Raw genomic sequence first — 12,648 nt, forward strand, 5'->3', positions numbered from 1 at the left:
TGCGCCGTGCGCTGCGCGCTGCACATGTCTGCCGTACCGGGGACGGACACCGTCCGCGCACCGTGAACTGGTGCCATGACCCGCTCCCGCCCCGTCGTTCCGTACCGCTCCTCGGCGGTGCCTCGTTCCGCGCTGTACCACGTCACTCCGGGCAGTGGCACCGTCGGCGCACCGTGGCGTCGCCCGTCGGTTCTCGCGCGGTGGGACCGTCGGGCCGCGGTCGTCAGCGGGTGGTGCACGCAGGCCCTGGACCTGGTGTTACCGGTGTCGTGCGCGGTGTGTGCCGCCCCGGGCGCCATACTGTGCCGTGCGTGTCGGATCGTGCTGCGCCGCGCCACGGCCCGGCCGCACCCGGTGACACCCCCGGCGGCGCTCGCCGCGTCCGGTGTGCGGGTCGTCGTCGCGGGGGAGTACGAGCACGAACTCGCCTCGTGCGTGCTGTCCTTCAAGAACGGCGGCCGTACCGATCTCGCTCCTGTACTCTCCGCCGTGCTCTCGGCAGCCCTGGCGACCGTGGCGCGCGAGCTCGGCGACGACAGGCCCACCCTGTACTGGGCGCCGGTGCCCACGAGCGCCCGCGCGCGGCGTCGTCGATGGTTCGATCCGGTCGCCACCCTGCTGCGCGGCGCGGCCCTGCCCCCGCGGTCGCACATCGCACCCGCCCTCACGCACCGCGCGGTGGCCGGGAGCGGCACCCAGAAGGGCCGCGGGAGGATCCAGCGCACCCGGGCGCTACGCGGGAGCCTGCGCGCCCGGGACATGTCGGGACTCACGTGCGTGGTCGTGGACGACGTGCTCACCACGGGCGCCACGGCCGCCGAGGCCGTCCGCGCCCTGACCGCGGCCGGGGCCAGGGTGCCCGCGGTCGTGACCCTCGCGGGGGTGCGCGTAGGGCGTTCACCGGGGGAGAACGCAGGATCATCGGATGTCGTCATCCATGAATTTCCCCGTTGTTTCCTCTAGCGTTAGATCACGGGAAGCATTGAAGGTGTCCCGTGTGGGAGAGCAGCACATCCCGCGTCATCCCCAAGATGTGGAGGGTCTCATGGAACTGAACATCCTAGGCCGCAACGTCACCCTGCCGGACCGATTCAAGGAATACGTCGAGGAGAAGAGCGAGCGCTTCCAGCAGCTCGGCGACAAGGTCCAATCCATCGAGGTTAAGGTCACCAAGGAACACGCCGCCTCCGGCCACCAGGGCATGCGGGTGGAGATCACCGTCGTGGGGCGCGGGCCCCTGGTGCGCGCCGAATCGCGCAACGACGACAAGTTCGCGGCGTTCGACGAGGCCTACGCCAAGCTCGTGGAGCGGTTGCGTCGGGCGCGTGACCGCCGTAAGGTCCACCGCACCGGGCACCAGAGGCCCATCGCCGTGCACGAGGCCACGGGATCGCTGCCCGTTGACCCTTCGGGACCGACTCCCACGTATGCCAGCCAGGAAGAACTCGCGGCGGCCGAGGACGAGGCCTTCAGCACCGAGTACCCCCTGAGCGATGCCCCTACCCCCGTGGAGATCCGGCGCAAGCGCTTCCCCGCCCACGAGATCACCGTGGACGAGGCCGTGGACCGGATGGAGCTCGTGGGTCACGACTTCTTTCTGTTCGTGGACAAGGAGACCCAGGAACCCTCCGCCGTGTACCGCCGTAAGGGGTGGGAGTACGGGGTGATCAGTCTCAGCAATGACGGACGCTCCGGGGAGGAGAAGGCGCGGGCCTACCAGCCAGACACCGCGAACTCCGAGGCCTCCTGAGTATTCGCAGCACCGCACCGAGGACGGGCCCGCGACCACGTCGCGGGCCCGTCCCGTGCCCGGCGAGCGGGCAGCGGGAACCTGGTCGTTGCCCGTCCCGCGCCTGCCGAGTGGGCATCGGGGATTCGGCGGCTACCCGTCCGGGGGCCACCCGGTGCCCGGCGCGGTGGCACGCGGCCGGCGTCCAGCCTGGCTCACGTACACTGTTCGGCGGTGCACCCAATGTCCTGCAGGTGCCCACCATTGATCTCGGAGGAGCGAACACACGTGGCGTCATTCCTGGAAAAGGTTCTTCGCACTGGGGACAAGCGGGTCCTGAAGCGGCTGAGGACTTACGCCGACGCCGTCAACAGCCTCGAGGACAGTTTCAAGGAACTCTCCGACGCCGAGCTGCGCGCCGAGACCGACTCGTTCCGGGAGCGCATCGAGGGCGGCGAATCCCTGGACCGGCTTCTTCCCGAGGCGTTCGCGGCCGTGCGGGAAGCGGCGTCTCGCACCCTAGGTCAGCGTCACTTCGACGTCCAGATCATGGGCGGTGCCGCTCTGCACCTGGGTTACATCGCGGAGATGAAGACCGGTGAGGGCAAGACCCTGGTGGCCACGGCGCCGGCCTACCTCAACGCGCTCGCGGGCAAGGGCGTGCACGTGGTCACGGTCAACGACTACCTCGCTGAGTATCAAGCCAACCTCATGGGCCGTGTCTACCGTTTCCTGGGGTTGGAGACCGGCGTGATCCTGAGCGGTCAGGACCCTGCGACCCGGCGTGAGCAGTACGCCGCGGACATCACCTACGGCACGAACAACGAGTTCGGCTTCGACTACCTCCGGGACAACATGGCCTGGTCCAAGGAGGATCTCGTCCAGCGCGGGCACAACTTCGCGATCGTGGACGAAGTGGACTCCATCCTCATCGACGAGGCGCGGACCCCGCTCATCATCTCCGGACCGGCCTCCGGGGAGGCCAACCGGTGGTACCGCGAGTTCGCGACCGTCGTGCAGAAGCTCGACCCGGAGACCGACTACGAGGTCGACGAGAAGAAACGCACCGTGGGCGTGCTCGAACCGGGGATCGAGAAGATCGAGGACTGGCTCGGCATCGACAACCTCTACGAGTCGCAGAACACCCCGCTGATCGGGTTCCTCAACAACGCGATCAAGGCCAAGGAACTGTTCCGCGCGAACAAGGACTACATCGTCGCGGGTGGCGAGGTGAAGATCGTGGACGAGCACACCGGCCGAGTGCTCTCCGGGCGGCGCTACAACGAGGGCGTCCACCAGGCCATCGAGGCCAAAGAGGGCGTGGAGATCAAGCCCGAGAACCAGACGATGGCCACCATCACACTGCAGAACTACTTCCGTCTGTACGACAAGCTCTCGGGCATGACGGGTACGGCCCAGACCGAGGCGGCCGAGTTCATGAATACGTACGAGATTGGCGTCGTGGCCATCCCGCCGCACCGCGGCATCGCCCGCGAGGACAAGCGGGACGTGGTCTACAAGAACGAGGCCACCAAGTACGCCGCCGTGGTGCGGGACATCGAGGATCGCCACGAGAAGGGCCAGCCAGTCCTCGTGGGCACTGCGTCCGTGGAGAAGTCGGAGTACCTCTCCCGTCTGCTGGCCAAGCGCGGTGTGCGCCACGAGGTGCTCAACGCCAAGAACCACGCGCGTGAGGCCGCGATCGTGGCCCAGGCCGGCCGCAAGGGCGCGGTCACCGTGGCCACCAACATGGCCGGTCGAGGCACCGACATTATGCTGGGTGGTAACGCCGAGTTCAACGCCGTGGAGAAAATGGCCGAACTCGGCCTGGACCCCGAACGCGATGCCGAGAAGTACGAGGCGCGGTGGCCCGACGTCCTCGCGGAATGCGAGGCCTCGACCAAGACGGAACACGAGGAGGTCCTCGAATCCGGGGGGCTCTACGTCCTGGGCACGGAGCGCCACGAGTCCCGCCGGATCGACAACCAGTTGCGCGGGCGGTCCGGTCGTCAGGGGGACCCGGGGGAATCCCGGTTCTACCTGTCCCTGTCGGACGACCTCATGCGCCTGTTCAACCCCGGTGCGGCGCAGCGCCTCATGGCGATCGCCCCGGACGACGTCCCCGTGACGGGTCGTTTGATCACCTCCGGTATCGCCAACGCGCAGAACCAGGTGGAGGGGCGCAACGCCGAGCAGCGCAAGAACGTGCTCAAGTACGACGACGTCCTGAACCGCCAGCGCGCCGTGATCTACCGGGATCGCAAGCGGATCCTCATGGGCGACGACATCGAAGATCAGATCCGGCAGTTCACGGACGAGGTCATCACGTCGGTGATCACGGAGCACACCGGGACGGGTCACCCCGAGGACTGGGACCTGGACGCGCTGTGGACCGCGCTGCGGGCCATCTACCCCGTCTCCCTGACCCGCGACGAGGTCCTCGAGGAAGCGGGCGGCCGCCCGCGGTTGACCTCGGACTTCCTCCAGGAGCAGATCCTCTCGGACGCCGCGGTCACCTACAAGGAACGCGAGGACGAACTCGGTTCCGAGGCCATGCGCAACCTCGAGCGCCGGGTCCTGCTCTCGGTGATCGGTCAGCGCTGGCCCGAGCACCTCTACGAGATGGACTACCTCAAGGAGGGGATCGGGCTGCGCGCCATGGCCCAGCGCGATCCGCTCGTGGAGTACCAGCGCGAGGGCCACGCCATGTTCCAGGAGATGATGGCCGCCATCCGCGAGCAGACCGTAGTGACGCTGTTCAACCTGGAGGTCCGCAAGCAGCGCACCGGCGCGGACGGTGGTGCCGTGGAGCTCACGACGCCCCAGCGTCCCGCGTTCCTGCAGTACACCGCCCCGGACGAGGACGGCACGCCGAGCGCGGCCGTGGAGCCCGAGCCCCGGGTGTCCTCCGACGACGAGCCTGCGGCGGAGACCGAGCCGGCGACAACGAACGGGGCCTCGGATGCCGACGGTGTCACCTCCGCTGGCGAGGGGGCCAACCGCGCCCAGCGTCGGGGGAAGTCCGCCAAGGCCAGCGGCAAGGCGAAGCGGGGCAAGCGGCGCTGAGGCCCGGCTGGACCCGGCGAGATCACCCGACCTCCAGATGGGTGACCCGCCACTGCCGCGCGATCCGCTCGATCCGTAACGCCACGGCGCGCGCCCGGGTGGATTCCTCCACCACGAGGGATGCCTCGTAGCACCCGGGGGCTGGGCTGCACACCCGGATCCGCCGGATCCGGGCGGCGCGGTGCACCTCGAACACGGCGCGCCGGTCCGGGCACTGTTCCTGCACGAGCTTGAGCATGGCCGCGCGCTGGGTGAAGCGTTCCACGACCTCAGGCTCCGTCCACCGGGACAGTTGGTTCGCCGGGCGGGTGCCCGCGAGGATCTCCACCGCGGCTTGCCCGATGCTGCGGGCGATCGCGCCGACCCGCTCCATCTCGTTCTTGCCCGTGAGGGCCGCCACCGTGCGGTCCTGGCGCCACGTGTAACCGCCCGCGGGAGTGCGGGGTGCTGATTCGGGGACGGCGACGCTCATGGTGTGCTCCTCGGTGACGAAGGGTGGGCCGGACGGCCCGGGGACGATGGAGAGAGGTTGTGACCCCGCCGCGAGGCGAGTTCCCGACGGTGTTCCGGGGCCCGCGTGGGTCGCGGGCGGGTCCTGAAGTGGCCGTGTGTGGAGTAATGGATCCCAGGGCGGACCTGCCTGGGGTAGACCTATCCGGTGCAGCGCTCCTCGTGCGGTGTGCCCGCCGGATCGAGCAGGTGGGGCGGAACGCGTAACTGGTCCCCGGGGCGGATCAGATCCCCCTGGTGCGCCACGGGGTTCAGCTCGAGCCACGCCGGGAGGTTGTGGCACACGGCGGCGTCCGTGGCCCCCGGCCCCAGCAATTGCTCGGTGAGGCCCCACAGGGTGTCCCCGGCCATCACGGTGAGGATGCCGTTGGAGACGCGCTGCCCAGCGGGCGGGTTGGCCGGCTCGAGCATCGAGGTCGGGGCCTCCGGGGCCCGTACAGGAGCGGCCGTGGATTCGGGGGTCGCTTCCGGGCCGCTCGTCTGCGCTCCGGGTGCGGTGTCGGGAACAGCTTCCTGAACGGATTCCGGCGCGGGGGCGGAGGGCTCCGCGAGCTGCTCGGTACCGGCGGTGGCCGGGGCCCAGAAGGGGTCGAGCGCGGCGTCGTCGGCGTGGGCGGGCGCCACGACCACGAGCTGCACGCCCACGAGGGCGACCGCGGTGCGCGCGACCAGAGTGGGCGTGAGGCGCGTGGCCCACCGCTCCAGGCCGTGCCAGCGCAGTCGCCGGGCCGCCCGGGCGAGGGCGAGCATCACCAGTCCACCGACCCACCACCCGGCCACGGCGAGGCATGCACCCGCCGCGACCACCGCAACCAACAGGTCGGGGTCTTGACCGGATCCTGTGGCGCGCAGTGTCTGCGCATATCCGAGGCCCAGAACCCCCAGCGCCCCGGCCAGCACGGGGACGCCGAGCCACGCGACGGCCAAGCGGGTGCCGGTGGAAGGTGCCGATCGATGGATCGTAGACATCTTTGCCTCCGAATAGTGCTGTTTGATGCCGTTTGACATTTCTAGATCATTCAGCGGTCTCGGTCGGTTGTCAATCATCGTTGCAATTGCATTCATGTCGGCATGACATCCGACGCGGAGCTGGCCCCTGCACGCCGTAGCGTGACCTCAGGACCCCGAGACCCAAGGACGGTGGCGGATGCGCTGGGACGACCTCTTCGAGGACATGGAGGCCCAACTCGAGCAGGCCAGGGTGCGGCTCGTGGAGCAGGAGGCCGTGGAGACCGCGCGGGCGGAGCTGTCACGACTCACGCTGCTCGAGCGGCTCGCGGCACACCGCGGCGGTCCCGTGCGGCTGCGCCCAGCGCGCGGTGACACCCTGGAGGGAGAGCTCGCGGACGTGGGCTCCGGCTGGGTTGTGGTGCGCGAGCGGCACCTCCAGCACCTGGTCCCACTGCACAGCGTGGTGTGGTGGGAGGGACTACCGCGTCGCTTCGAGGTGCTCCCGGAACGTTCGACCATCCGCAGGCTCGGCATGGGCCACGTCCTGCGCGCCCTCAGCACCGCGCGCGTGCACGTGCGGGTCGTGCTGCAGGACGAATCCCGTCACGGGGAGATCGAGGGCACGGTGGACGCCGTGGGTCAGGACTTCTTCGACGTCGCGATGCACCCGCAGGACCAGTTCCGCCGACGTAGCTCGGTCACCGCGGTGCGCACGGTGGGGTTCCATGCCGTGGCGCTGGTCTCGTCCCTCGATGCGGGGTGAGTCGCCCGGCGTCCCAAGGGTGTGTCAGCGCAGGGTGCCCTCACGCACCGCTTGCTCGGTGCGCTCGTAGCCCTGTTGGATGTACTCCTCCAGCTTGACCGTCTCCACGCGCCACTGCCCCCGGCCGCCCACCTGGATCGCGGGAAGCTCCCCCGAACGCACCATGGCACGCGCTTGCGGGACGGAGATCGAGAGGATCTCGGCGACGTCCGCGAGTGTGAGGAATCGCTGCTGGGACATTCCGGTCCATCACTTTCTTAGGTGCCGTTGCATGCTGTTTCATCGGGGTTCGCTCGTCATTGTCCCACGTGAGGGGGTAGGCGGCGGGTTATCAACAGGTCCTGGGCGGAATGAACACGTGGCCACCTCCGTCCACAGGTTGTTCGTCACACTTCCCAGCGCGGTGTGCGACGCGGCACACTCGGGTGCAGCCGGCGGGGGCCGGCGCATCACGAAAGGATGTCAGCATGGGGAGCACCGCGGCGCTCGAGCGCTCGGGACGGTCCACGGCCGCACGATTCCGCAAACCGTCCTGGCGGGATCCGCGGCTGCTCGTGGGGCTGCTGCTGGTCCTGCTCTCCGTGCTGGGGGTGACCCTGCTGGTCGCCACGGCCAACCGTACCCAGCCGTACTACGTCGCGGCCAACGACCTCTCCGTGGGGCAACGGATCACGCGGGAGGACCTGGGCACGGTGGACGCACACCTGCAGGATTCCTCCGCGCAGTACGTCCCGGACGGGCAACTGCGGGAGAACGCGGTGGTGACCCAGCGCGTGGCGCGCGGGCAACTCGTGCCGGCTGCGGCGGTGGGCACCGCGGACGAGCTCGACCGCACACCCGTGGGGATCGCCCTGACCACCCCCATGCCGGCCCAGGCGGAGGCGGGGTCCCACGTGGACGTGTGGGTGGCCGAGCCCAAACCCACGGGGCGCGGGTACGGGGCGCCCGAGAAACTCGTCACGGGCGCGGAGATCGCGCGCGTGGACACCAAGGACACGGCGCTTGGCGGTAACGCCTCGGCCACGGTCTACGTGCTCGTCACGCAGGCCCAAGTGGGTCCGCTCGTGGATGCGCTCGGCAACGACGCCAAGGTGACCCTGGTGCTCAACACGGCGGGTTCCGGCTCGTGAGTATCTCGGTGGTGACGCTCGGGACGAGCACGTGGCCGCTCGTGGACCGGCTCGAACGCTTGCACGGGGACGTCACGGTGGTGCGGCGCTGTCTGGACCTCGCCGAGCTGCTCGCGTGCGCCCACACCCGCATGGCCCACGTGGCGCTCGTCGCGGAGGGTGCCGAGGAGCTCACCGCGAGCCTGCTCGATCAACTCGAGACCGACGACCTGCGGGTCCTGGTGGTCGAGGGACACGACGAGTCCCGCGTGCAGCGTCTGGGTGTCGGCAGCGTGCCCCCGGACGCCACCGGGGAGGAGCTGGCCCGGATCATCACCCGCGCGATGCTCGGTCCCGCACGCTCGCCGTCGTCGGTGCGGGACGACGGCGCTGGGGCGCCGGGCGAACGCCCGGCACCCGAGCGTGAAGCGGCGTCGAGAGGAACGTCGTCAAAGGGAATGGCATCGAAGGCAGCGGTATCGAACAGCGCGGCGCCGACTGATGCACCCGCGGGCGGGCCGACGTCGCGCGAAGGAGCAGCCAGGCGAGCCGCGGGCCGAGCAGTCGCGAATTCCGCATCCTCCCCGGACAGCACCCATGGGGAAGGGCACATCGGCCCCGACGCCGCCGGACTCGGCTCGGGGGCTGCCGTACCCGGTGGGTCATCCGGCGATCCCGCGACGGCGCACGACCTCGATGACTCAGACGCCCTCGACCATGTCGAAGCCTGCCGGGTGATCGCCGTGTGGGGACCGATGGGAGCGCCCGGCCGCACGGTCACCTCGCTCAATCTCGCCGCCGAACTTGCCCTGCTCGGGCGGCGTGTGCTGCTCGTAGACGCGGACACCTACGCCGCCTCGGTCGCGGCGAGCCTCGGGATGCTGGACGAAGCCGCGGGGCTGGCGCAGGCGTGCCGGCTCGCCGATCAGGCGCGGCTGGACCGGGAGGGATTGCGACGCTGCGCGAGCACGGTGTCCGTCGCGGGCGCCTCGCTGGACGTCCTGACCGGGATCACCCGCTACGACCGCTGGCCCGAGATCCGGGGTTCCGCCCTGGACCTCGTGCTCGACCGTGCCCGGAAGGACTACGACGCCGTGGTCGTGGACACCGCCTCCGGCCTCGAGTCCGACGAGGAGATCAGTTCCGACTTCATGGCCCCGCGGCGCAATGCCGGGACGCTGACCGCGGTCGCGGCCGCGGACGTGGTGATAGCACTCGGCGCAGCGGACACCCTCGGTGTACCACGGCTCGTCAAGGCTCTGCCGGACCTGTTGGACGCGGCACCGGACGCGCGGATCGTCGTCGTCATGAACAAACTGCGCGCCGCCGCCACCGGTCGCTCCGCGGCCGAGTCCGTGCGGGAGGCCTGGGAGCGCTTCTCGCCCGGGCACCCCGTGGCCCACACCCTCTCGTGGGACGCCAAGGCGTGCGACGACGCCCTGCTCGCCGGTGCTGTGCTCTCGGAGACAGCGCCACGCAACACGCTACGTCACGAGATGAGTGCGCTGGCGGAGCTCGTGCGGCGGATGCGTGAGCCCGATGCACACGAGGGCGCGGCGGAACCCGTGGGCGCGGGAGCGGGCCCGGTGGGGACTAGGCTGGGGCGTCGGATGGGCGCGTGGTTGCGCCGCGGTTGAGCATCGGAAAGCGAGCGTTCCATGGCCTTCACGGATCCGTTGCGATCTGTCCCGGACTTCGACGCCGGGGACGCCGAGTGGCTGCACCTGCTCGTGGGGGACTGGCAGATGGTCGCGGACCTGGGCTTCGGGGACCTGCTGTTGTGCTTCCCCGCGGACGTGATCCCCGCCGCCGAGAGCCCCACGGGGGATCCGATCCCGGGTGAGGGCAGCGAGTTCCTCGTGTTGGCGCACGCCCGGCCCACCACGGGACCCACCGCTTACCAGAAAGACATGGTGGGGGAGGTCGTGGGTGGCGAGGCTGCGTTCACACTGCGCAGGGCGTGGGTGGACCGGCGGATCGAACGGGCCGGTCCGTCCGAGTGGTCGAGCCTCGCGTCGCGGTCGGTCACCCTCGTGCCGCTCGTGCGCAACAACCGCACGATCGCCGTCCTCAGTCTCACCGCGGACCCCCAGCACGACCGCTTGCCGTCCCGCATGGAACTCGTGTACCACGAGCTGGCTTCGGCCCTGCTGCGCATGGCGAACCAGGGGACGTGGCCGGATTTTGCGGTGCGCACCGATTCCCGCCGGGGCGCCCCCCGCGTGGGCGACGGCATGATGCGGCTCAACGCCGAGGGGACCGTCGAGTTCTGTTCCCCCAATGGTCTGTCCACGTTCCGGCGGCTGGGTCTGGCGGGGGACATCACGGGGCAGAACCTGTTGCACGTGACACGCCAGTTGCCCCTGACCGCCCCGGGCGTGGACGAGACCCTGGCGCCCGTGCTCGCGGGGACCATGCCGTGGCGCGCGGAACTGGCCACCGGCAAGGCCTCCGCCACGCTGCGTGCGATCCCGCTGCGGGAGGGCCCGGAACGCACCGGGGCGCTGTTGCTGTGCCGGGACGTCACGGAACTGCGGCGCCGCGACCTGCAGCTCGTGTCCAAGGACGCGACGATCCGGGAGATCCACCACCGGGTCAAGAACAACCTGCAGACGGTCTCCGCCCTCCTGCGCCTGCAGTCCCGGCGCATGCATTCCGACGAGGGACGCAACGGCCTGCAGCAGGCCATGCGGCGCGTGAGTGCGATCGCGCGCGTGCACGAGTCCCTGTCCCACGAGATCTCGGAGGACGTGGACTTCGACGACCTCATCCGCCACCAGGTCAAACTCGCGGTGGAGACCGCCTCCGCGGGCCAGCACGTGCGCACCCGGGTCAGCGGCCGGTTCGGGCGGTTGCCGTCCAAGAGTGCGACGTCCGTGGCCCTCGTGGTCAACGAGATCGTGGCCAACGCCGTGGAGCATGGGCTCAAGGACCGGGACGGCACCGTGGAGCTCGCGGTGACGCACCGGCAGGACGAGGTCACGGACGCGGGGGAGAGGTACCGCGTCGTCGAGATCGCGATCAACGACGACGGGCGCGGCATGGGGGACGCCGTGATCGAGGAATCCGGTGTGGACGCCTACCGCCCACCCGCGGAGGGCGAGGGACTCGGGATGCAGATCGTGCGCACGCTCGTGGCCGGTGAGCTGCAGGGCGGCATCCGGTGGCAACCCGCTGACGGGGGTGGGACGAGCGTGATCATCACCGCCCGGTTCCCGCGGGCGACGTCCGGGCGCTCCTGACACGCCCAGCCGGCCGCCGTGGGGAACGGACTCAGGAGGCGCGGCGGGCGCGGGCGGCGCGGCGCTTCAACGCACGCCGTTCGTCCTCACTCATACCGCCCCACACACCGGCGTCCTGACCGGATTCGAGGGCCCACTGCAGGCACGTGTCCATGACCTCGCACGTGCGGCACACGGCCTTGGCTTCCTCGATCTGCAATAGGGCGGGGCCGGTGTTGCCCACCGGGAAGAACAGTTCGGGATCCTTTTCGAGGCAAGCTGCGCGACTACGCCAATCCATGACGGCACGGCTCCTTTCGGGTTCGTGGGTGCGGGCCCGTGCGCATCCCAAGCAATGCGGCAGCGAGCCGCGTCGCGGATTTCCGGGGGGAATGACACACAGAAAAGGCCCGTGAATGTCGGGCCCTGGGGATTCTGCCCATTATTTTCCCACGTAAACACACAGTAAACAAGGGTGTGAGCGCTATATCACATCCCAAGGCGCCCCTCGCAACGATTGCCGCCGGATGTCCGTGCGCGAGGCCGGCCCCTGTACCGGCGGCTGGGACCCACCGATGAGACGGACCCGTGGGACCGGTTGCTCGGGCCGCTGCCCGCGCGGCCGACGGCCGGCATCGGTGGCCGGGACCGAGTGTTAGGACCGGTTTCCCGAATGAGCCGTCGGCACCGACCGGTGGCATCGGCCTCCGGCATCAGCGGACGGGACAGGTTCCCGGCATCCGTCACCGACCGCGGGCCGATGCGGTCACTACAGTGGGAGTGCTCCCGTTCCCGCCGAAAGGTTTTCCGCATGGCCGCCCCGGATCGTCGTACCGCCCCCGGAGCCGCGAGCTCCCGGCCCTGGACTGCATCCGTGATCACCGTGCTGGTGGCGTTGGAGGGTGCGGCATTGCTCGCGGTTGCCGTGGGCCTGGTCGTCTCCCTGTTCTCCGTGCATGTCCTACCCATCGCGGGGATCATCTTCGCGACCGTGGTGCTCGCCGCGGGTGCGTTGTGGCTCGGCGCGGCGGCCCGCGGGACCTGGCGAGGTTTACGCTGGCCGCGCGCCGCGGTCCTGGCGTCTCAGGCGTTCTTGTTGATCGTCGGACTGTCCTTCCTGCAGCTCACCATGGGCTTCTGGGGGATCGTGGTCGCGGCGATCGCGGTGGTCACCGTCCTGTGCTTGTTCGCACCGCGCACCGTCGCCTGGATGCATCGCACCCACGACGACGTCGCTCGCTGACCTCGCGGGACCTCCCGCGGAGCACGCCGGGACCTCAGGCACCGATGCTCGCGCGA

The 12,648-nt window shown here is 69.9% G+C and carries 12 protein-coding genes; 8 read left to right on the forward strand and 4 right to left on the reverse strand.

The window, feature by feature from the left end; genetic code table 11:
* The first annotated feature begins 75 nt into the window (after positions 1–75).
* From A5728_RS03935 to secA, 3 genes are all read left to right on the forward strand, one after another.
* Positions 76–963 (forward strand): ComF family protein, encoded by an 888-nt coding sequence (locus A5728_RS03935; protein WP_156523376.1) that lies wholly within the window; start codon positions 76–78, stop codon positions 961–963.
* A gap of 82 nt (positions 964–1,045) precedes the next feature.
* Positions 1,046–1,750, forward strand: coding sequence for a ribosome hibernation-promoting factor, HPF/YfiA family (gene hpf / locus A5728_RS03940; RefSeq protein WP_064845807.1), 705 nt, complete (start codon positions 1,046–1,048; stop codon positions 1,748–1,750).
* 222 nt (positions 1,751–1,972) lie between these two features.
* Complete coding sequence (gene secA, locus A5728_RS03945; RefSeq protein WP_369795607.1) at positions 1,973–4,795, forward strand: preprotein translocase subunit SecA; 2,823 nt, start codon at positions 1,973–1,975, stop codon at positions 4,793–4,795.
* A gap of 22 nt (positions 4,796–4,817) precedes the next feature.
* Here secA and A5728_RS03950 read toward each other — a convergent pair whose 3' ends face one another.
* Both A5728_RS03950 and A5728_RS03955 read right to left on the reverse strand, forming a co-directional pair.
* A complete protein-coding gene (locus A5728_RS03950; protein WP_064845809.1) occupies positions 4,818–5,267 on the reverse strand; it encodes an Rv3235 family protein in 450 nt (149 codons plus the stop codon).
* Between the two features lie 179 nt (positions 5,268–5,446).
* Positions 5,447–6,274 carry a LysM peptidoglycan-binding domain-containing protein gene (locus tag A5728_RS03955; RefSeq protein ID WP_156523377.1) on the reverse strand — a complete coding sequence of 276 codons (828 nt, stop codon included), beginning with the start codon at positions 6,272–6,274 and terminating at the stop codon, positions 5,447–5,449.
* A 178-nt stretch (positions 6,275–6,452) separates the two neighbouring features.
* Between A5728_RS03955 and A5728_RS03960 the strand changes: the two genes are divergently transcribed.
* Positions 6,453–7,019 (forward strand): hypothetical protein, encoded by a 567-nt coding sequence (locus A5728_RS03960; RefSeq protein WP_064845811.1) that lies wholly within the window; start codon positions 6,453–6,455, stop codon positions 7,017–7,019.
* A 24-nt stretch (positions 7,020–7,043) separates the two neighbouring features.
* On the opposite strand, the gene A5728_RS03965 is transcribed toward A5728_RS03960, so the two are convergent.
* Positions 7,044–7,259, reverse strand: a complete 216-nt coding sequence (locus A5728_RS03965) for a helix-turn-helix domain-containing protein (RefSeq protein ID WP_064845812.1) — start codon at positions 7,257–7,259, stop codon at positions 7,044–7,046.
* A gap of 227 nt (positions 7,260–7,486) precedes the next feature.
* Here A5728_RS03965 and A5728_RS03970 point away from each other — a divergent pair, with 227 nt between their 5' ends.
* Genes A5728_RS03970 through A5728_RS03980 form a run of 3 tightly spaced genes read left to right on the forward strand, consistent with a single transcriptional unit; the run spans position 7,487 to position 11,370 of the window.
* Complete coding sequence (locus A5728_RS03970; RefSeq protein ID WP_064845813.1) at positions 7,487–8,149, forward strand: SAF domain-containing protein; 663 nt, start codon at positions 7,487–7,489, stop codon at positions 8,147–8,149.
* Complete coding sequence (locus tag A5728_RS03975; RefSeq protein ID WP_064845814.1) at positions 8,146–9,765, forward strand: AAA family ATPase; 1,620 nt, start codon at positions 8,146–8,148, stop codon at positions 9,763–9,765. Before A5728_RS03970 ends, A5728_RS03975 begins: the two co-directional genes overlap by 4 nt.
* A 21-nt stretch (positions 9,766–9,786) precedes the next feature.
* Complete coding sequence (locus tag A5728_RS03980; protein WP_064845815.1) at positions 9,787–11,370, forward strand: sensor histidine kinase; 1,584 nt, start codon at positions 9,787–9,789, stop codon at positions 11,368–11,370.
* A gap of 31 nt (positions 11,371–11,401) precedes the next feature.
* Here A5728_RS03980 and A5728_RS03985 read toward each other — a convergent pair whose 3' ends face one another.
* Complete coding sequence (locus A5728_RS03985; RefSeq protein ID WP_019309413.1) at positions 11,402–11,650, reverse strand: WhiB family transcriptional regulator; 249 nt, start codon at positions 11,648–11,650, stop codon at positions 11,402–11,404.
* Between the two features lie 510 nt (positions 11,651–12,160).
* On the opposite strand from A5728_RS03985, the gene A5728_RS03990 reads away from it, so the two are divergent.
* Positions 12,161–12,592: a hypothetical protein gene (locus A5728_RS03990; protein ID WP_064845816.1), complete on the forward strand. Its 432-nt coding sequence runs from the start codon at positions 12,161–12,163 to the stop codon at positions 12,590–12,592.
* Positions 12,593–12,648: the final 56 nt, after the last annotated feature.

The organism is Kocuria sp. ICS0012, from assembly GCF_001665945.1.
Taxonomy (GTDB): domain Bacteria; phylum Actinomycetota; class Actinomycetes; order Actinomycetales; family Micrococcaceae; genus Kocuria; species Kocuria marina.